The organism is Protofrankia sp. Cr2, assembly GCF_963555885.1.
Classification (GTDB): domain Bacteria; phylum Actinomycetota; class Actinomycetes; order Frankiales; family Frankiaceae; genus Protofrankia.
In genome coordinates this window covers 12,527-32,048 of the sequence record NZ_CAUVXG010000028.1, presented here as the reverse complement: position 1 = coordinate 32,048, position 19,522 = coordinate 12,527, and the positions used below count along the sequence as shown (strand labels likewise).

Annotated in this window: 18 protein-coding genes; 5 read left to right on the top strand and 13 right to left on the bottom strand. The window is 68.9% G+C overall.

Going from position 1 to position 19,522, the window contains the following annotated elements; genetic code table 11:
- The first annotated feature begins 33 nt into the window (after window positions 1–33).
- Entirely contained in the window at window positions 34–1,584 is a 1,551-nt protein-coding gene (locus U9978_RS14255) for an allantoicase (protein ID WP_322761632.1), read from the top strand.
- A 36-nt stretch (window positions 1,585–1,620) separates the two neighbouring features.
- Window positions 1,621–1,947, top strand: coding sequence for a hydroxyisourate hydrolase (gene uraH / locus U9978_RS14250; RefSeq protein WP_322761602.1), 327 nt, complete (start codon window positions 1,621–1,623; stop codon window positions 1,945–1,947).
- 60 nt (window positions 1,948–2,007) lie between these two features.
- Here uraH and U9978_RS14245 read toward each other — a convergent pair whose 3' ends face one another.
- The 5 genes from U9978_RS14245 to U9978_RS14225 all read right to left on the bottom strand — a co-directional run bounded on the left by U9978_RS14245 (window position 2,008) and on the right by U9978_RS14225 (window position 6,760).
- Window positions 2,008–3,237, bottom strand: a complete 1,230-nt coding sequence (locus U9978_RS14245) for a DUF6986 family protein (RefSeq protein WP_322761601.1) — start codon at window positions 3,235–3,237, stop codon at window positions 2,008–2,010.
- 79 nt (window positions 3,238–3,316) lie between these two features.
- On the bottom strand, window positions 3,317–3,442 hold the full coding sequence (locus U9978_RS14240) for a hypothetical protein (RefSeq protein WP_322761600.1): 126 nt from the start codon (window positions 3,440–3,442) through the stop codon (window positions 3,317–3,319).
- Between the two features lie 219 nt (window positions 3,443–3,661).
- A complete protein-coding gene (locus U9978_RS14235) occupies window positions 3,662–4,495 on the bottom strand; it encodes an HAD-IIA family hydrolase (protein WP_322761599.1) in 834 nt (277 codons plus the stop codon).
- A 102-nt stretch (window positions 4,496–4,597) separates the two neighbouring features.
- A complete protein-coding gene (locus U9978_RS14230; RefSeq protein WP_322761631.1) occupies window positions 4,598–5,986 on the bottom strand; it encodes an 8-oxoguanine deaminase in 1,389 nt (462 codons plus the stop codon).
- Between the two features lie 36 nt (window positions 5,987–6,022).
- Complete coding sequence (locus U9978_RS14225) at window positions 6,023–6,760, bottom strand: FkbM family methyltransferase (RefSeq protein WP_322761630.1); 738 nt, start codon at window positions 6,758–6,760, stop codon at window positions 6,023–6,025.
- A 313-nt stretch (window positions 6,761–7,073) separates the two neighbouring features.
- Between U9978_RS14225 and U9978_RS14220 the strand changes: the two genes are divergently transcribed.
- Entirely contained in the window at window positions 7,074–7,889 is an 816-nt protein-coding gene (locus tag U9978_RS14220) for an RNA methyltransferase (protein ID WP_322761598.1), read from the top strand.
- Window positions 7,890–7,936: 47 nt separating this feature from the next.
- On the opposite strand, the gene U9978_RS14215 is transcribed toward U9978_RS14220, so the two are convergent.
- From U9978_RS14215 to U9978_RS14205, 3 genes are all read right to left on the bottom strand, one after another.
- Window positions 7,937–9,178: an extracellular solute-binding protein gene (locus U9978_RS14215; protein WP_322761597.1), complete on the bottom strand. Its 1,242-nt coding sequence runs from the start codon at window positions 9,176–9,178 to the stop codon at window positions 7,937–7,939.
- A gap of 227 nt (window positions 9,179–9,405) precedes the next feature.
- On the bottom strand, window positions 9,406–10,491 hold the full coding sequence (speB, locus tag U9978_RS14210) for an agmatinase (protein ID WP_322761596.1): 1,086 nt from the start codon (window positions 10,489–10,491) through the stop codon (window positions 9,406–9,408).
- Between the two features lie 62 nt (window positions 10,492–10,553).
- Window positions 10,554–11,087, bottom strand: coding sequence for a hypothetical protein (locus U9978_RS14205; protein ID WP_322761595.1), 534 nt, complete (start codon window positions 11,085–11,087; stop codon window positions 10,554–10,556).
- Window positions 11,088–11,330: 243 nt separating this feature from the next.
- On the opposite strand from U9978_RS14205, the gene U9978_RS14200 reads away from it, so the two are divergent.
- Together U9978_RS14200 and U9978_RS14195 are read left to right on the top strand one after the other, a co-directional pair.
- The gene (locus U9978_RS14200) at window positions 11,331–12,563 is read left to right on the top strand and encodes a hypothetical protein (RefSeq protein WP_322761594.1); all 1,233 of its coding nucleotides are present in this window, start codon (window positions 11,331–11,333) and stop codon (window positions 12,561–12,563) included.
- Between the two features lie 217 nt (window positions 12,564–12,780).
- Window positions 12,781–14,121 carry an ABC transporter substrate-binding protein gene (locus U9978_RS14195; protein WP_322761629.1) on the top strand — a complete coding sequence of 447 codons (1,341 nt, stop codon included), beginning with the start codon at window positions 12,781–12,783 and terminating at the stop codon, window positions 14,119–14,121.
- 137 nt (window positions 14,122–14,258) lie between these two features.
- Here the strand turns inward: U9978_RS14195 and U9978_RS14190 are convergent, their stop codons facing one another.
- From U9978_RS14190 to U9978_RS14170, 5 genes are all read right to left on the bottom strand, one after another.
- The gene (locus U9978_RS14190) at window positions 14,259–14,951 is read right to left on the bottom strand and encodes an ABC transporter ATP-binding protein (RefSeq protein ID WP_322761593.1); all 693 of its coding nucleotides are present in this window, start codon (window positions 14,949–14,951) and stop codon (window positions 14,259–14,261) included.
- Complete coding sequence (locus U9978_RS14185; protein ID WP_322761592.1) at window positions 14,948–15,712, bottom strand: ABC transporter ATP-binding protein; 765 nt, start codon at window positions 15,710–15,712, stop codon at window positions 14,948–14,950. Before U9978_RS14185 ends, U9978_RS14190 begins: the two co-directional genes overlap by 4 nt.
- The gene (locus U9978_RS14180; RefSeq protein ID WP_322761591.1) at window positions 15,709–17,853 is read right to left on the bottom strand and encodes an ABC transporter permease; all 2,145 of its coding nucleotides are present in this window, start codon (window positions 17,851–17,853) and stop codon (window positions 15,709–15,711) included. The genes U9978_RS14185 and U9978_RS14180 overlap by 4 nt, the downstream gene beginning before the upstream one ends.
- A 43-nt stretch (window positions 17,854–17,896) precedes the next feature.
- Window positions 17,897–18,460 carry a hypothetical protein gene (locus U9978_RS14175; RefSeq protein ID WP_322761590.1) on the bottom strand — a complete coding sequence of 188 codons (564 nt, stop codon included), beginning with the start codon at window positions 18,458–18,460 and terminating at the stop codon, window positions 17,897–17,899.
- Window positions 18,461–18,714: 254 nt separating this feature from the next.
- Window positions 18,715–19,522: NAD-dependent epimerase/dehydratase family protein (locus tag U9978_RS14170; protein WP_322761589.1), on the bottom strand; the 808-nt coding region annotated here is incomplete at its 5' end.

Here is a 19,522-nt window from a genome sequence, read left to right as displayed (position 1 = left end):
CCGGTGGACCCGACTCGCAGGAGAAGAGGACCAGTGAGCGACGCACCCGATCTCACGAACCTTGTCGACCTCGCCGGCGCCAGGTTCGGTGGATCGGTGGTGACCGTCAACGACGAGTTCTTCGCGCTCGCCGAGCGGATGTTGTTGCCCGAGCCGCCGATCGCCAGGCCGGGGGTCTTCACCGAGCGGGGTGCGTGGACGGACGGCTGGGAGACCCGCCGCCGCCGCGAGCCGTACGGCTCGGACTGGGCGATCGTCCGGCTCGGTGCACCCGGTGTCGTGCGAGCGGTGACCGTCGACACCACCCACTTCACCGGTAACGCGCCGGAGTCGGTGGAGCTGCATGGTGCCACCCTGGCTGGCTACCCGTCCGCGATCGAGGTCGCCGAGGCGTCGGTCAGCTGGGTGCCGCTGGTGCGCCGGACGCCGCTGCGAGCGGATTCGGTCAACATCCTGCCCGTTGAGCGGGCCGGCCACACCCGCGTCACGCACGTGCGGCTCACCATCCACCCCGATGGCGGGGTGGCGCGGCTGCGCGTGCACGGAACGGTGATCGCGGACCCCCGCATGCTGGACCGGGTCACTTCCGACCTGGCCGCCGCCTACCTCGGCGGAGTGGTGGTGGCGTGCAGCGACATGCACTACGGCGATCGGCACAACCTCAACGCCTCCGGGGAGGCGCGGGTGATGGGGGAGGGCTGGGAGACCCGCCGCCGCCGGGGGATGGGTCATGACTGGGCCGTCGTGCGGCTCGCCACCACCGGTCAGGTGATCCGGGCGGAGGTCGACACCCGGCACTTCCACGGCAACGCCCCCCGGGCTGTGGCGTTGTGGGCCGCGTCCGCCCCGGATCACTTCGACGGCGACGACATCTCCTCGATCACCGGGTGGCAGCCGCTGCTGCCGCAGGTGCGGGTGCAGCCCAACACCCGTCACCTGTTCGACCTGGAGGTTCCGGTGGAGGCCACCCATGTGCGGGTGGACGCGATCCCCGACGGCGGGCTCGCCCGGCTGCGCCTCATCGGCACCCCGACCCTGGCCGGACGCCAGGAGCTGGCCATGCGGTGGTTCAACGCGCTGTCGCCGGGGGCCGTCCATGCCGAGCTGCTGGGCTGCTGCGGTTCGGAGGACTGGGCAGCCGCGGTCACCGACAGTCGCCCGTACCCGACCCTCGAGGCGCTGCTCGACGCGGCCGCCGAGCAATGGTGGAAGCTCACCGAGGCGGACTGGCTGGAGGCGTTCACCGCTCATCCACGTATCGGTGAACGCGGTGCTCCGCTGCCGGCTCCGACCACGTCCACCCGGGCTGTGGTGGCGGGTCTGGACGCCCCGCGCCGGGAGCAGGCCGCCGTGGACAACGCCAGTGTCGACCTGAAGGCGGCCCTGGTGGCGGGCAACCAGGAGTATGAGGACCGCTTCGGCTACATCTTCCTGGTGCGTGCGGCGGGACGCAGCGCCGAGGAGATGCTGGGCCTGCTGCGTCAGCGACTGGGTAACGACCCGGCTACGGAACTGCGGGTCGCCGCCGGTCAGCAGGCTGAGATCACCGCATTGCGGCTGCAGCGGCTGATCAGCGGTTCGTGACCGTCCGGTTGCCCCGCGCCCGGGCATGATGCCGGGGTGACCCTCTCCACGCATGTGATCGACACCGCCGCCGGAGCCCCGGCCGACGGGGTGGCGGTCGGACTGGAACGGATGATCGTCGGCTTCGACGGCGACGTGCGCGGCTGGCGGCGGGTCACATCCGCGGTGACCGACGAGGACGGGCGGGTGCGGGACCTCCCCATTGAGGGACCGGGGGCGTGGCGGCTGGTGTTCGACACCGCGTCCCTTTCGGCGTTCTTCCCCGAGGTTGTGATCACCTTTGTGGTGACCGACCCGGCGCGCCATCATCACGTGCCGCTGCTGTTCTCACCGTTCGGCTTCTCCACCTACCGCGGCAGCTGAGCGTCACCGGGGCAGCTGAGCGCCGGCCCGTTCGCGGCCCGTCGGCCGAAGGATCCGCGATCATGGTTCTTTTCGCGCACTCGGAGGCCGCAAGAAGACCAGGTCTGCGTGGTCGAGAAGGCCGGCGTCGAGTGCCCGCTGGATGTGGCCGGCCAGCGCCCGGGCGGTCGCGGGCTCGTCAGCGACTGTTCCCGATCCGACTGTTCCCGATCCGACCGTGCCGGTCCAGGCCGATAGGCGGGCGAGCGCCGCGGGCAGGCCGGTGAGCAGGCAGGCCGCCACGGTCGCATGTCGGGAGACCAGTTGCGCGGGGTGTAGATCCCAGCCCTGGTAGATCCCCCGCATCCAGGCGCGGCGGACCAGGTCGGCGTGGCGCCGCCAGGCCGCGTGCACCGCGGCCCGGTCCCCGACGGGCAGCAGGTTGGACGAGCCGTCCGCGACCTGCACGCTGGTGCCGGCCGCCACCAGCTGCATGAGCGCGGTGGCGAGTTCCACCGCCGGATGATCGCTGGCCTGGTGTTCGGCGCTTACACCCAGTGCCGCCGAGTAGTCGTAGGTGCCCACGTGCAGGCCGGTCAGGCGGGGACGGCCCGCGGCCACGATCGCGGGCAGCGCCAGTACCGCGGCCGGGGTCTCGATCTGCACCTCCAGCCGGATGCCCGCGTCGAGGCCCAGGCGATTCTCAAGTTCGGTGAGGATGTCGCAGAACACCTCGACCTGCGCGGGAGCGCTTACTTTTGGTAGCGTCACCACGAGCCCGGGTGGGACCGCTCCGCCTGCGGCGAGGATGGTCACGAACAGGTCCAGGCTGCGCAGGCCGCGGGTCCGCACGGCCGGGTCCAGGGATTTGGGGCGGAGCCCGTAGGACGCGGGTAGCCGGCCGGCGTCCGCGGCCGCGCGCAGCGCATCGGCCGCCGCGACGGCGTGGGCGTCCTCCTCGGCATCGTCGTGGTCGCCGTAACCGTCCTCAAAGTCCACCCGCAGGTCGGCGATCGGGGCGGTGGCGAGCACCCGGCGGACATGGGCGTGCACCCGTTCGGCCAGGTCAGCCGGGATGCCGGTCACGGCCGCCAGCACCGGCGGCTCGCCGGCATGTGTGTCGAGCGCAGCCAGCGCGGCGGCACCCCAGTCGTCGGCGAGGGTCGCCCTCATCTGGTCGGCCGGCACATAACAGGTGTGGACGGGCTGCCGGACGCCTGGTCCACTGGGAAAGCGCGCGGCCAAGTCGGCGTCGACCCGGGCCAGGGGAGCGGTCAGCGCGGCGGTCACGTCATCGGGCAGCGTGGGCACGTCTGTGAGTGTCGGATGTGGGCCATCGGGACGCACCCGTAGCGCCAACGGTCGAAGCGTGGGGATCGTTCATCACGGTTCACGGTTCACGGCGGTGCCGCCTGACAAAGGCCTCCCACTCGCGGGCGGCCCGACGCTCCCCCAGGTCGCGCAGGGTGGCGGCGAGGTGGGACGCGGTGGTCAGGGTGCGGGGTGGTCGTGACATCACCAACCGCGGGGTCGGGGTGCGTAGGTCGTTGAGGCCGTCCTGATGACCGGAACCACCTACCGTTCGGCCGAATGTCGTCCGACAGGAGGTGGAAGCGGCCGTTATAGCGACCATTTTGACCTACCGCCTCGCTGTCGCCGGCCGCGACGATGAAGCTCCGGCCCTTTTCTGACCACCGGCGGGGCATGGTGTCGGGGTGAACCGGTGACCGAAGTGTTACTCGGTGACGCCGGCCAGCGGCTGCGTGGGTATGGTCACCTGCCCGGGGCGCACGCCGACCGGAAGTCGGGCGATGCTCTCCAGCACCAGCGTCGGACGGTAGGGAAACCGGTCGATGTCGGCCGCGGACGTGATGCCGGACAGGACCAGGACCGTCTCCATGCCGGCCTCCAGGCCGGAGACCACGTCGGTGTCCATCCGGTCGCCGATCATGACGGTGGTCTCGCTGTGCGCCTGGAGGGTGTTGAGCGCGCTGCGCATCATCAACGGGTTCGGCTTGCCGACGAAGTAGGGGACCACCCCGGTGGCCTTGGTGATCAGAGCTGCCACGGCGCCGGTGGCCGGGAGGAGACCTTCGGTGGACGGTCCGGTCGGGTCCGGGTTCGTCGCGATGAACCGGGCTCCGTCCCGGACCAGTCGGATCGCGCGGGTGATCGCCTCGAAGCTGTACGTCCGGGTCTCGCCGAGGACGACGTACTCCGGTGATCGGTCGGTCAGTACATATCCGATGTCGTGCAGTGCCGTGGTCAGGCCGGCCTCACCGACAGCGTGCGCGGTGCCGCCGGGGCGCTGCGAGTGCAGGAACTGCGCGGTGGCCAGCGCGGAGGTCCAGATCCGCTCGGTCGGGATCGCCAGCCCGGCATCACGCAGTCGGACCTGAAGGTCGCGGGCAGTGAAGATCGAGTTATTGGTGAGGACGAGATAGCCCAGCCCCGCGTCCGTGACCGCGTGCAGGAACGCGTCCGCGCCCGGGACAGGCTGGGATTCGTGCATCAGCACGCCGTCCATGTCGATCAGATAGTTCTCGATGGATGTGGACTCGGTCGCCATCGTCGCTCCTGGCCGTGGTGGGGACAGTTCCGAAATCGGTCCTATCGGGCCGATCATCTCAGGTCGATCGTGCGACGTCGTGCGCAGGAGGGCGCAGCGCCCTTACCGCAGCCCCTGGATGCGTGCGGCGATCACGCGGTGTCGGCGCAGCATCTCATCGAGGTCGGGGTGGACGGGCCGGCCGTCGCACACCACCAGCTTCCCGGCGACCACGGTGTGCCGGGCGGCGACCGGTCCGCACCGCAGCCACGCCTCCACCGGGTCAGTCAGGGCGCCGGCAAAGCTGATCCCGTCCAGTGGCCAGACCACCAGATCCCCGACCGCGCCGACGGAGAGCTCACCGATCTCGCCGGCCCGCCCGAGGCAGCCCGCGCCGCCACGGGTGGCGATCTCGAGGGCATCCCGGGCGGACATCGCCGCCGCCCCGCCGCGCAACCGCCCGAGCAGCATCGCGGTGCGGGCCTCCAGCCACAGCGACGCCGTGTCCGCCGAGGACGAGCCGTCGCAGCCGAGCCCGACCGGCACACCGGCCGCCCGCAGCTGCGCGACCGGCGCCAGCCCACCGCCGAGGATCATGTTGCTGCTCGGGCAGTGCGCGACCCCGGTTCCCCACCGGCCCAGCCGGGCGACCTCAGCCGGGTTCGGGCAGATGCAGTGGGCGACCCAGGCTCGGTCACCGCCCCAGCCGACGTCGTCGAAGTGCTCGATCGGACGCCGGCCGTAGGTCGCCAGGCAGTAGTCGTCCTCCTGCGGGTCCTCGGCGAGATGGGTGTGCAGCCGCACGTCGAGACGTTCGGCGAGCTCGGCGGTGGCCCGCATCAGCTCGGGGCTGACCGAGAAGGGTGAGCAGGGCGCCAGCGCGATGCGGACCATCGCACCGTGGGCGGGGTCGTGATGGGCGGTGACAAGGGCCGCCGAATCCGCGAGGATCTCGTCGGGATCCTGGACGACGGAGTCCGGCGGTAGGCCGCCGTCCTTCACCGACAGTGACATCGACCCCCGCGTCGGGTGGAACCGCGTCCCCAGCGTGCGGGCCGCGGCTATCTCGGCGGAGATCAGGTCCCCGGCGCCGCGCGGGTGGACGTACAGGTGGTCGGTGGTGGTCGTGCAGCCGCCGAGCGCCAGCTCGGTCAGGCCGATGTAGGCGGAGACGTGCACCGCCTCTTCATCGAGGCGTGCCCACAGCGGGTAGAGCGTCTGCAGCCAGGTGAACAGCGTCCCGGACACCGACGGCGCGAACGACCGGGTGAGGTTCTGGAAGATGTGATGATGGGTGTTGATCAGGCCGGGGGTGACTAGACAACCGTCCGCGTCCAGGGTGCGACGAGCCGCCGGGAACGGGTCGGTGGACGCACCGATGGCGCTGACCAGGCCGTCTGACACCGCGACCCAGCCACCGGGCAGCTCGCGGCGCTGGTCGTCGACCGTCACGACCATCTCGGCGCCGCACACCAGCAGATCGACGGGTGCGGGCCTGCGCCGTGCGATCATGGCCGCCGGTTCGAACGCGCGATCCAATACGGGCTCTTATCGGACGGGTAGGAACAGAATCGTGTTGACGTATCGCCGGCCGCTTCCGGTCGCGACTGCATGAAGGTATCCGCGCTGCGCCACCCGCGCCATCGCCCGCTGGTGGGCGCCGAGATCGAATCCGGCCAGCGGGCGCATCTTCCCGTTCTGAAGGAACGAGCCCTCGTAATTCCAGCTTTGGAGCAGTTCCACGGTTGCGCTGGCAGGGCTCCGGTTATCTTCGACTTCGATGATGAGGGCGGGACGCCAGCGGTTGATGATTCCCTCCGCGCCCTTCAGCGCCGACAGCTCATGCCCCTCCACATCGATTTTCACCAGGCCGACGTCCTCCAGGTCGAGCGTGTCAAGACGGATCGTCTCGATTTTCACGCTGCTGCCGTCGGGTCGGGGGATCAGCGAGGCCCGGCCCTCGGTACCCCGGCCCCCGGGCGGGAGCCACAACTCCGCAAAGCCGTCGGCATCGGATGCAGCCTTTGCCACCACCGTGACATTCGGCCGGCTGGTGCGGGCGATGAACGCTGCCAGGTCGGGATTGGGTTCCACGGTCGTGACACAACGGGCGTGCCTCGATAACCAATGGGTCCATGGGCCGTACCAGGCCCCAACGTCCAGGGCCGTCTGGTGGGGGGCCACGAACGTTCCAATCCGACCGAGTATCGGCTCGAACCGGCGGTGCGCCACGGCAATCGCGGTTGCGAACGCCCGATCGGGCACCAGTTCGGCGATGGAGCTCATGACAGCCACAGGGGGCTTCCTTTTCAAACGGCGACTTGTCAGGCGGACGTGCGGTCGCGACGGAAGTCGGACCGAGAACAGAAGAAACACGCTCTGTGCGCTTCGATGCAGATGCTGTGTTGCGGGTGATGCGCCGTGTTGCGGATGATACACCGTGTAGCCGGCGGCCTATCACTCGCAGGCGATTGGCCCAAGGATAGAGCATTGCGAGAACAGCGCGCACCCGGGTGCCGCTGCACGGGGGAGAGGCATGGTGGGATGCGAGATGATGGTGACGGACGGTACTTGGTATCGGTGACGGGCGGTAGTTGGTTTGGGTATTGTGGAGATCATCGATCCGGCCGACGTTCGGGTCCGCGACTATGTCGGGCTGACCGATGTGGCCCTGCGTCGACGGCGGGAACCCGCCGAGGGGCTGTTCATCGCCGAGGGTGAACTGGTCATCGAACGGGCCCGGCGCGCCGGCCACCGTCCGCGTTCATTGCTGGTCGGGCCGTCAAAGCTCGCGCTGGTGCCGGACGATCTCGACCCGGACGTCCCGGTCTACCTCGCCGGCCCGGATGTGCTCGCCGCGATCACCGGGTTCGAGGTGCATCGCGGGGCACTCGCCTCGATGTGCCGCCGTCCGCTGATTCCGGTGGCCGATGTTCTGGCCGGCGCGAGCCGGGCACTGGTCTGTGAGGACGTGGTGAGTCACACCAACCTTGGGGCGATCTTCCGTTCGGCGGCCGGGCTCGGGATGGACGCCGTCCTGCTCAGCCCGCGCTGCGCGGACCCGCTGTACCGCCGCTCGGTGCGGGTGTCGATGGGGGAGGTGTTCGCCGTCCCCTACGCTCGCCTCGATCCATGGCCGGCGGCGCTGTCGCTGCTGGTGGAGCACGGGTTCGCGGTGGTCGCGCTCACGCCGTCCCCGGACGCGGTGGCGCTCGACGAGCTGAGCACCCGACCGCACGAGAAGCTGGCGCTGCTGCTCGGGTCGGAAGGCCCGGGTCTGACGCAGGCGGCTCTTGACGCGGCCACCACCCGGGTGCGGATCCCGATGGCCAACGGGGTGGATTCGCTCAACGTCGCAGCGACCGCGGCGATCGCCTGCTACGCCCTCGGCCACCGTCCGGCAGCCACCCGCTGACCCGCGTGCTGTACTGGCCGTGCTGGCTGTGGTGGCGGAACCGGTTCTCAGGTGCTGGTGCGGAATTCGTCCCAGATCGACCGCCAGCGTCGGTCGGTGTCAGGGTCCAACTCGAGAATACGCTGGCCGGTGGCGAAGTACGCCGGTTCCACAACCGCGCTCGCCAGACTCGGTGGGAGGAATCCCTGTCCGACGAGTCCGGCGGAGGTGATGCGATTCTGCGGCGGCTGGTATCCGATCGCCGCGAAGTTACCCAGTACGACGCCGAAGTCGAGCATGTGGTTGAGGAACATGTGCGCAGCTACCGGGCTTTTGCCGGCCCGAAGAATCACCATCAGATCGTTGTCGGCCTGGTGGCGGGCGTCGGTCGGGGACCAGTAATGCAGGATGTTCGGGTCTGTATTTTTGGCCAGGTAGTTCCGGGCGTTGACCACGTCTCCGGACCATGCTTGGACAATGGGGAAGTGCCCGCCGGGCAGGTCCCGGTAGTTGGTGATCGTCGCTTTGGGTCGGGTCGTGCGGACCATGTCGGCCAGTTGGGTTCGGACGAGCTCTAGATCATCGCGTCGGTCGGTGTTCAGGTCGAGGCCGTTACGCAGCAGGACCATACCCATCACGGCGCGATAGTCGTTGATCACGGAGATCTTGTCGCGGTACCGGATGTCCCAGAAGACGTCGAACGGGTTGTCCCTTGCGCTGATGTCCTCGGTAATGATGTCCGACCGCCAGGCGATGCCCGTGTTGTAGACGGTGTACGGCACGGTGTAGCGCCACTGCAGGTCGTAGAAGGGATTGGAGAAGTCCGGCCACACTTGGCTGATGTTCGGGATGTAGCTGTGGTTCAACGGTCGTAGATGGCCGTTGCCGACCAGTTTGGGGAGTTGGTCATAGCTTGGCAGGTAGATGTCGTAGTCGACGGTGCCGGCCGAGATTGCTTCCAGCGCCACGCGGTTGTCGCTGAACGTCGTCACTTCGACGGTCACACCCGTCGAATCACGGAAGGACTTCAGCGCCTGCGGGTCGATGTAGTCGGGCCAGTTGAAGATCTTGAGGGTTCGGTCGCGTTCCGGCTGCAGGTCAGGCGCGATGGGCCGGTTGTCGCTGCTGATGGGCCAGAGCACGGGGTTCCCCGGACTGGGCTTGGGGAGCCGCTGGTCGGTGACCTTGCTGGTGGACGAATCCGAGCACGCCGCGACCAGCGCCGACAGCCCGGTCGCCGCGGCCGCGCCGATCGATCCGCGCAGGAACGAACGACGGCTCGTTGGTCGCCGGGGCTGCCGTCCCTGCATGGGCGCCACCTCAAGTTCTCCGGGGACTGGGGCCTGCGGGCGCGCGATCTGACGATCGTCGCGCGCCCTTTGGCCCTCTAGGGGGAGTCTGCGGGAGAGTACCGGGCTGTACCGTCCCTTATGTTCCCAAAAGAGGTTGCCTTGCCCAACAGGGGGTCCTAGGCGGCACTCCGTACGAACCCCTGATGGTGCTGGCGGCCTGGCCTGTCAGCACGATGCGTGACGTTTCACGTCGTGGCGCGCGGATCGTGGCCGGGCAGGTCGGGCACGCCACCAGCGGCGGTGCGCCGACGATGGGCCAGGGCGGCGAAGATCTCCATTGCGACCCGATGGGCGTTGTTGACGGTGTTCTCGGCGTGGTCGTAGGGGGGCGAGACCTCCACGATGTCCGCCGCGACCAGCGGGGTGTCCAGCGTGATCTGACGGACGGCGCGCAGCAGGTCCGCGGGTGTCATGCCGCCTGGTTCGGGCGTGCCGGTACCCGGTGCGAAGCCGGGGTCGAGCACATCGATGTCCACTGACAGATAGAGTGCACGGCACCCGTCCACAGCCTGGGCGATCGCGTCGGTGACAACCGCGCGCGATCCGCGTTCCCAGATTTCGTGCATCAGGTGCCACCGCATGCCCTGTTCGCGCATCCAGGCGAACACATCCGCTGGCGGCCAGTAGCCGCGTAGCCCGACCTGGACGAAGTTGCGTCCCCGCACGGCTCCGGACTCGATCAGCCTGCGCATGGGTGTCCCGTGCGAGGCAAGGTTGCCGTCGATGATGTGCGCGGTGTCGGCGTGCGCGTCGAAGTGCAGCAGGCCGAGTTCCCCCCAGCCGACGGCGTCGGCAACCCCGGACGCCGCCGGCCAGGTGATCGAGTGATCGCCGCCGATGATGACCGGCACGATGCCGAGCCCGGCCATGGCGCCGACCTTCGTACGGATGTTGCGGTGGGACGCCTCGGTCTGTCCGTGCGGGCAGTGGGCGTCGCCGGCGTCCACGACGTCGAGCCAATCGAAGATCTCAACGCCGAGATCGAGGTGATAGGTGCCGGGCTCGTAGGCGAGCGCGCGCAGGGCCCGCGGGCCGAAACGCGCCCCCGGCCGGTTGGTGGTCGCGATGTCGAACGGCGCGCCGACCACGGCGACGTGTGGACGACGGGCCGCGAGGTCTGTCAGCGCCGGCAGCCACGGCCGGTGGCAGAAGGTCGCCAGCCCCTCATAGCCGGGGGCGTCGCTCTGCGGGGCACTGTCCGGCGGGGCCGTGTCTGCCAGGGTCTTGGCTGGCGGAGTCGCATCGTCGGGAGCCTGGTTGTCGGCGGCCATCTGGCCAGCATGGCGTCTCCGTCCGCGGCGCGCAGACCGCGGCCGACAGCGGCCCTATTTGATCATTCTTCGTCGTGGACCCGTACCGCTTCCTCCTCGGGTGCGCCGACATACGGAGAGTCCTCACGGCCGCGACAGCGTCCGCCGATCGGACCATGTGCGATGAGCTCGCCGGTTGTGACGTTCCGCACGCCCTCGTCATCCGCCAGCAGCGGGGGCGAGGCGTCCGCCATGCCGTCAGGTTCCAGCCCGCGCCCACCCGGCGGGTCGTATGGGGCGTACACGTCGGCCTCCAGGACGTCGCCTGACTCCAACCGTGCCGCCTCGGCATAGGGATCAGGATCGGGCTGCTCCTGGGCGAGCAACGAGTCCAGGGACTCACCCGCACGCTGTTCCGCTGCGGTCGTCCCGAAGCGCTCGCCGGGGCCGAAGCGGTCTGGCGGATCCCAACCGTCGTCGAGCGGGTCATGCCCCCGGTCGGTCGAGCCGAGGCCGTCGCTGTCGAGACTCTCGGACTGCTCGAGCGGACCGCCATAAGTGTTGATGTAACCGACGTCGACGCTGTCGATGTCGCCGTCCGGCATCAGCTGCGTCATCGTCGCCTCCCGGTTGGATCAATGGATTCTTGATCAATGGCTTGCCGTCGTTCGGTGTCATCGGTGCATATTCCCGGGATGGACCGCGGGTAACACGCGAAGGCGCCCAGATCACCAAACCACCACCGGACACGCCTAACCGCTCGCACGGAGCGCCGGAGTCACCACGGACGGACGACAGGTGCCGAAGCCGACCCACCCCGCTTGCAAGCCGATTTTGGATAGCGTATAGCGTCCAGGTTTGTGACTACTGTCGCGGACCGCATTCTTGAGCGGCTGGCAAAGGTTCCGGCCGGCCTGGACGATGGACAGTTGGCGGAAGCGCTGGAGCTTCGCCGCCAGACCGTGAACCAGGTCTGCCGCCGACTGTCGGACAATGGGCGCCTGCACCGCGGGCCTGGCCCGAGCGGGCGCATTGTGAACAGGTTGTTGCCGCAGCACGATGCCTACCCGAAGCCTGTGCCGGCCCAGCCAGCGGTGCCGGCCCAGCCAGCGGTGCCGGCCCAGCCAGCGGTGCCGGCCCAGCCACCGGTGCGGTCACCGGAGGACGAGGCCGTGCCGGCTGAGGCCCTACCCGCCCAGCGGGTGACCCGGGATGCCGGCGAGGCAGGATTCACCCCTGACACCGCGGCGAAACCGGATGCACGGACGGTTCCCGCTCCCCGGGACGGGGCTGACGCTGCGGCGCAGGCGAAGCCCGAACCGAAGCGGGCGGCGAGGCCGCCCCGGGCGCCCCGCAAGAAGTCCGGCTCATCGGCGACTGACGCTCCTGGACAGCTACCAGCGCAATCGTCGGTCCAGCCGTCGGTGCCCGAACCCGGACGTCCGGACGCGACCGCCGTGCCGGACGCGACCGCCGTGCCGGACGCGCCGGCCATTGTTGCCTCCGACCCGGCCGATCTGGCGCGCGAACCGGTGCCGGTCGTCGAGCCACCGCAGGCCGCCCCGGCTTCGACGCCGAAGCCACCTCGGAAGGTCTCGGCTAGGACGAAAACCGCCCGCACCACGTCGAACGGGCGGGTCCCCGACCGCTCGGTCGCAGAGCTGGTCGCCACAGTGCCCGAAGCGTTGCCGGAGCCGAGCGACGTCGTACCTGCGGTCGTCGTACCTGCGGTCGTCGTACCTGCGGTCGTCGTACCTGCGGTCGTCGTACCTGCGGTCGTCGTACCTGCGGTCGTCGAAGCGTTGCCCGTCGCGTCCGGATCGACTGTCGACCGTGATCAGTTGTCCTCCACGGTGACGCTGCTGTCTACCAGCGCGCCCACGCCCGGCCCTGTTGCGGCTGGTACCGCCTTCAGTGATGGCGACTCCAGAAGTGGCGAGTCCAGAAACGGTGAGTCCAGAAACGGTGAGTCCGGGGACAGCGGGAATGATGCGTTCGCGGAGGACGGTCAGGTGCTCGTGTCGGCTCAGCCCATCGCGTCGGCGTCGCGCCGACGGTGGTGGCGGCGGTTCCGGACGCGCCACGGTGGTTGACCACAGAATTCTGATCATGGAGGTTGGTGCGGCTGCGGCCAGCCCGTCGCCTTGATTGCTGTGATGACAACGGCCGGGGCCCAGCCGTGCTCCGCGGGACGGTCCTGAACCGGCCCTGGCCTCATGCGGCGTTCGGTGTCGGAAGGACGACGAGCAGAATCCCAGCATGCGCAATAGCGTCTGGGGCAACCAGCGATCCCGGGGGAGAGTAATGCCCATACGAGCGAAGTCGCTCGTCGTCACAGCCGCACTGTCCGTCCTCGTGCTTGCGGCCTGCGGAAGCAGGGTGAGTAACCAGGGCACGCCACCCAGCAGCCCACCCCAGGTGGGCAGCGCGAACCCTGCGTCGGACATCGGTGTGACCGCGAACGATATCAAGGTCGGTACCATTGTCGGTCTGACGAGTCTACTGGGGCCGACGACGTTCTCCGGCTCCCTCTACGGGGCCAAGGCGTACTTCGACGCGCTCAACGCCGCCGGCGGCGTGAACGGCCGCAAGGTGACGCTCGTCCAGTGCGATGATCATGGCAGCGGGCCGGACAACGCAGCGTGCGTGCGCAAGCTCGTCGACGATGAGAAGGTCTTCGCGTTGGCCGGGGTGGCTGCGTTCAACTATGACGGGGCGCCGTACCTCAACTCCAAGGGCGTACCGGACATCGGTGGTCAGCCGATCAATAACGCCTACGACCAGTATCCACACCTTTACTCCCTCTACGGTAGTTACTACCCGCGGGACGGCAGCCAGCCCGGCTACGGTGGCACGCTCTACGCGGGCACGGAGAACTACGAGTGGCTCAAGAAGAACCTGAGCACCAAGACCGCGGGGGTCGTGTACTACAACATCGCGCAGTCCCAGCGCTATGCGAAGTCGGTGGCTGACGGCCTGCGTCAGGAGGGGTACACGGTCGTCGAAAAGGAGATCAATTTCGGGTTTCCGAACTTCGACGCCGCCGCGGTGGACATGAAGTCGCGCGGGGTTGATGTGATTTTTGATGCGATGGAGGACAACGGTAACCTGTCCCTGTGCAAGTCGATGCAGACGCAGGGATTCACGGTCAAGGCGAAGGTGACCACCTCGCAGGGGTGGACCGACACGTTTGGTAAGATCTTCGCCGATACGCCGGGCTGCCGGAACGCCACCTACGCGACCAGTTCGACCCGTAACTACAACGACACGAACGTCCCGGTCGTGGCGCAGTACCGGGCCGCGATGGCGAAGTACCAGCCCGCCCGCGAGAGCCAGCTGAACATGTGGACGCTTGAGGGCTATGCGTCCGCCGCGTGGCTCACCGATGCGATGAAATCCTGCGGCGCCAACCTCACCCGCGTGTGTGTCGAAAGCTTCATGAACCGACCGCAGGACTACAACGGTGACGGCCTACTCGCTCCGCGCAACTTCACGAAGAGTGCCACCCCGCCGCCGACCGATAAGAACTGCATTGAGGTCGCCAAGTGGCAGGACTCGGTGAATGGCGGGAAGGGGGCCTGGGTGACGCAGGGTAATGATCTGGATTCCAACTGCTTTGACGTCCCGAACCTGCCCTACCCGGCTGAGTAACCCCGGCCGAAGGCGGTGCGACAGTGGTTCTTCGCGCCGCCGGAGGCCGACATGGACGACAGGAAAGCCGGGTGCTGGTCGGAGCCGGTGGGTGACCATCGACTCCGACCAGCCCGGCGTCCTGGCCTGGAGGTCGGTCAGACCGGTTCCGCGGGCACGGTCGGCTTCAGTTCGGCGGGATCGCCGACAAACGAACACTCGCCGCGGTGTAGCACATAGACGACGTCTGCCAGGTTCAGAGCTTCTTCGGTGTACTGGTCGGCGAGGACGACCGTTGTGCCACCGACGGCCACGGTTGCCAGCCATTCGAACAGTTCGCTCGCGATCTTCGGTGAGAGACCGAGCGACAGCTCGTCGACGAGCAGTACCTTGGGCTGGGCCAGCAGGGCGCGGGCGAGGGCGAGCATGCGCCGTTCCCCACCGGACAGCGTCCCGGCTCGCTGGGTGAGCCGCTTAGCCTCAGCCAGCCGGGGGAACGCTTCCAGCGCCGGCGAGATGTCCCGCTGGCCCGATGCCTCCACGATGACCTGAAGATTCTCCCGTACGGTCAGGCTGGCGAACACCGCCCGCTCGTCCGGCACGAGCATGAGGCCTGCTCGGGCGCGGTCCACCGTGGACATCCTGGTGATCGTCCTGTCGCGCCAGGTCAACGATCCTGACCGTAGCGGTAACACGCCGGCGAGCACCCGCAGCGTGGTGCTCTTGCCGGCGCCGTTGACCCCGAGCAGCGCGGTGACCTTGCCGGCCGGAATGGTCAGGTCGAGACCGTGCAGAACCTCGATGGTGTGGTAGCCGGCCCGTGCGCCGGTGAGTATCAGTTCGGCACTCATGCCAGCGGCCCCTGGGCAAGGTAGACGGACCGGACGGTCGGGTCGTCGCGGACGGCGGATGGTTCGCCCTCGGCCACGATGCGTCCGCCGACCATCGCGTACACCTGATCGGTGACGGAGAACACCAGCTCGACATCGTGGTCGACCAGCAGGACGCCGACTCCTTCGGCGGCGACCTGGCGGAGCAGTGCGGACAGCCGCTCGGTCTCCTGCCCGTCGAGACCGCTCGCGGGCTCGTCCAGCAGCAGGACATCCGGACGGGCGCACAGCGCACGGGCCAACTCGACCAGGCGCAGCGCACCCGTGGACAGCGTTCCCGCGGTCACGTCCGCAATGCCGGTGAGACCGAGTGAATCGAGCGTACGGGTCACCATCCGCTGGGCTCTGAGGGTGCCGTGTGGCGTCAGCCCGAACAGCCCACCCGCGTAGTCGCGGCGCCTGTTCTCGGCGCCGACCAGAAGGTTGTCCACGACGGTCATGCTGGAGAACAGCGATGGCACCTGGAAGGTCTGCACCAGACCGCGGCGGGCGCGGACGTCCGGGGACATCCGGGTGATGTTGCGTCCGCCGAGTGAGACCGTGCCCTTGTCCGGTTTTTCCACACCGGTGAGCAGGCTGAACAGCGTCGACTTCCCGGCACCGTTCGGCCCGATCAGTCCGGTGACCTTGCCTGGCGCGACGGTTATGTCGACCTTGTCGACCGCGGTGAGCCCGCCGTAGCGGCGAACCAGCCCACGGCCGCGCAGCTCGGCCCGGCTCACGACGTCATCCCCGGACCGGCCAGGGCCTCCGAGTGCGTCAGAGCCTTCGCGTGTGTCAGTGTCGCCGGGCGCGTGACCGCCCGCACCCGGGCGGCGAGGGCCTGGCCGAACGGCGTCAGCGTCGGCGCATCCGCACTCGACGGGTACCGGTATCCCGCCGGCACCGTGACGGCGCCGGCGGTCAGCCCGGCGGATGGGAGAGACGATCGAATCCCGCTCGGGACGGGCAGCGGCCCGGCGGCGGCACGGTCCTCGGCAAGGCGGCTGTCCAGGAACGTGACCACGCCCCGGACGGCGGGGATGAGCCCACCCGGCAGCCAGCCCAGAGCAAGGGCGAGGATGCCGACGGCGAGGGTGGCGGAACCGGCCGGGGCCAGCGTGTCGATGGTGACGATGAAACCGGCCGCGACAACAGCGCCGACAGCACTGTCCGCCCCGAACACGACGACCGCGGTGAACCACAGCAGGCTGTTGAGCGGGGAGAATGTTTCGGCGTCGAAGGAGGAGGTGCCCAGCATCAGCAGGGCACCGCCGAGCCCGGCCACGACCGAGGAGACGGTGAACGCAAGCAGCTTGAGGTTGCGGACGTCGACGCCGATCGCGGCCGCGCCCTCGGTGTGGTCCCGCACCGCCAGCAGTGCCCGGCCCAGGCGCCCTTCATGGAGGTTGCGGACCACGAGCAGGCCCAGACCCAGGCAGGCGAGTTCGACGATGTAGAACCAGCGGTCGGACAACGTGTGGTGGGCGATGGACAGTGGCGTGACATGCAATTTGGCGACGAACGTCTGCTGGTTGAACACGAAGGCGTACACGACTGCTCCCGCCGCGTACGTCATGAGCGCGAGGGTGAGACCCCGTCGTCGGATCGCGGGATAGCCGGTGAGCAGACCGACCGGGGCGACCAGCAGCGCGCCGAGTAGCACGGCGACGAGGCCGGGCAGCGCCGGCAGCCCGAACAGCGCACCGGCGGCGAGCTTGGCGGACAGCAACGCCCCGAGCCCGGCGTAGCCGGCCACGCCCAGCGAGACCTGGCCGCTGTAGCCGGTGACGATCACCAGTGACAGGAAGATCAGAGCGATGGCCGGCACGGTGAAGGCATTGCGCAGGTCTGGCGGGGCGAACGTGAGCGGAGCCAGCAACAGCGCCGCGCCGCCCAGCTTGCCCAGGACGTCGCGGCGTTGTCCGCCGGGGCCCGGTGGGCGCGACGGCGGCGCGCCACGGCTGGAGAAGCGGCCGGTGGAACCGGCGTCTCCGCCGAGCTCGCGCAATCGGGGGACCAGCAGCAGCAGGATGAGTAGTGCGGCCACGAACAGGTTGGAGTGTACGGCGCGGAACAATGCCGCAAATGTACCGGTCACATGGAACTGGTCCAGCTCGCTCTGCAGGATGCCGAGGGCGAGTGCCGTGATGACCGCACCGGGCATGCTGGACAGGCGGGCGGCGACGACCACCGCGAAGTTCTCCAGGAGCAGTAGCGTGAGTCCGTACGGGGTGAGCTTCCCCGGTGCCAGCAGGATGCCGGTGAACCCGGCGAGGGTGGTACCGACGGCCCAGCCGGCAGCCGCGACCCGGTCGGCCGAAATCCCGGAGAGCTCGGCGAGCTGGCGGTCGTCCACCACCGCCTTGACCTGCCTGCCGAAACGGGTGCGGTTTGTGATCACCCCGAGGATCACGCACACGGCGATGACCAGGCCCAGTTCGGCTAGCGCGTCCACACGGATGTGGTTGTCACCCGGCAGCACGACCGCGCGGGCCGGGAACAGACTCGGCGCGTCTGGGCGGAAACCCAGCCCCCAGATCCCAGCGGTCATTCCGACGGTCAGGACCAGCACGCCCAGACTCGCCACCAGGGATTCGGCTGCGGAGGCGCGCCGGCGGGCGAGCGGGCGGAAGACGAGCCGTTCGAGCAACAGGCCGATCACCGGTGAGATCACCGCGAGGCAGAGCAACGCCGATGCCCAGATCGGCAGGTGCCATTCAACGACCATCTCGCGGAAGATGTAGGCGACCAGTGCCGCGATGCCACCTTGAGCGATGTTGAGGACACCGTTCGTCCGGTAGGTGATGAGCAGGCCGATGCCGGAAAGCGCGGCGATCGCGCCGATGGAGAGGCCAGCGAATGCCAGGTTGACGCTTGTCACCGCCGGCCCGCCTGCTGCGGCCGCGGGGTCTGGCCCGCTGGTCTCACGCGACGATCTTTGGTTCGCAGATGGTGCACGCCGTCAGGCCACGTGTCGCGATCTGCTCCGGGTCCACGGGCTGCGCCGGTTTCCCGACAATCATGTCGCAGGTGCGACGATGGTAAGTTCGTCCTGCGGGTACCGCGAACAGCCCCCCGTCGTCGTAGCTGTCCGCGCCCGTTCCGGCGGGGGCCGTTCCAGCAGGGGCCGTGCCCCTGACGGCACCGGCGGACGGGGCTGATCCCGCGCCGGCTGCGGCGACGATTAGCCTGTGCAGGTCGTCGACCTGATGGTCGCTCCGCCGGTCGCCCTTCGAGGTGGCGTCGATCTGGTCGGCGACCAGCAGCGCGCAACCGAGCAGGACGAGGGCGAGCCCGCCGAGCCCGCCGGAGGCGAAGTAGGGTAGCTGGCGTCCGGGATCGGTCTCTGCGGAAACACCCAGGTAGCAGCCGAACAACAGCACTCCACCCGCGACCGCCACAACCCAGCCGCGCACCGCGCGTACCACGTCGACGACCACTCGAGACGTCGGCCGAGGGCGTTGTCCACCCGCAGGCTGTTTATCCACCCTGTGTCTCTCCCCCAGAATGCGCTGCGGTGGCTGGCAACAGCCGGTGGTCCGACACGCGTCGGTCCCGGCGCGGCTGACCGGCCCCGATCAGCGTAGGTCAGATTAGTGCCCGACATGGACGCGTGCCCAGGGCTTTCATTGAAGGATGGTTCCATACCCGGCGAGGTCAGGCGGGAGCGAGTATCGCAGCAGCACCCATGACACATCCGTTCATATCGCCGATGTCGCCTACATCATAGCTGCCCGCCGGCTCAGCCGCCTTGACCGATCATCTGGACGGACGCTCGCGGGGCCGCGTGGTCCCACGCGTCGGCGACGATCCGGTCGATGGTCGAGCGGGTGGGGCGCCATGTCAGCTCCGCCCGGATCCGGCGGCTGTCGGCGACCAGCATCGGCGGCTCGACCGCCGGTGGCCGGCGCATCCGCGCTACGGTGCGGCCGGTGACGCGTTCGACCGCCGCGAGAACCTCGGCGACGCTGACGCCGACGCCCGTGCCGACATTGAAGATCTCACTGTGGCCGGGCGCCACGGCGTCCAACGCCGCGAGGTAGGCAGCAGCGATGTCGGCGACGTGAACGTACTCGCGGATCACCGCGCCGTCCCCGTTGACACCGAAGACATCGGAGGCACCCGATGCCACTGCCAGCGCCGCCGGGATGATTCGGCTCCCGTCCCTATCCGCATGCACGCCCGCGGCGCCCGCGATGTTGAAGGATCGGAGCACCACCGCGCCGATTCGACCGGTCGCCGCCTGGTGGGTGACGATCTGTTCGGCGGCAAGCTTCGAGGCGCCGTAGGCGTTCGTCGGTGCCGGCGGTTGGGTCTCCGGGATGGGTTGGGTCTCCGGTGCGCCGTAGACCGCACAGGTCGAGCCCAGGACGACGACAGGCGCGATCCCGCTGACCTCGGTGCCCCGTTCGAGAAGGCCCAGCAGGTTCACGGTGCCGGTCACGTTGACCGCGAAGTACCGCAGTGGGTCACGCAGGGATTCCCGCACCCGGGTCAGCGCGGCGAGGTGGCAGACCGCGTCGAACCCGCGGTCGATCCCTGCCGCCGCG

What these genes read in the sequence shown, in the direction of transcription:
- U9978_RS14225 (WP_322761630.1), bottom strand. Translation starts at nt 6,760, where the DNA reads ATGAGCTCCATCGCCGAACTGGTGCCCGATCGGGCGTTCGCAACCGCG.
- U9978_RS14190 (WP_322761593.1), bottom strand. Translation starts at nt 14,951, where the DNA reads ATGAGTGCCGAACTGATACTCACCGGCGCACGGGCCGGCTACCACACC.
- U9978_RS14230 (WP_322761631.1), bottom strand. Translation starts at nt 5,986, where the DNA reads ATGATCGCACGGCGCAGGCCCGCACCCGTCGATCTGCTGGTGTGCGGC.
- speB (WP_322761596.1), bottom strand. Translation starts at nt 10,491, where the DNA reads ATGGCCGCCGACAACCAGGCTCCCGACGATGCGACTCCGCCAGCCAAG.
- U9978_RS14240 (WP_322761600.1), bottom strand. Translation starts at nt 3,442, where the DNA reads ATGTCACGACCACCCCGCACCCTGACCACCGCGTCCCACCTCGCCGCC.
- U9978_RS14235 (WP_322761599.1), bottom strand. Translation starts at nt 4,495, where the DNA reads ATGGCGACCGAGTCCACATCCATCGAGAACTATCTGATCGACATGGAC.
- U9978_RS14205 (WP_322761595.1), bottom strand. Translation starts at nt 11,087, where the DNA reads ATGACGCAGCTGATGCCGGACGGCGACATCGACAGCGTCGACGTCGGT.
- U9978_RS14215 (WP_322761597.1), bottom strand. Translation starts at nt 9,178, where the DNA reads ATGCAGGGACGGCAGCCCCGGCGACCAACGAGCCGTCGTTCGTTCCTG.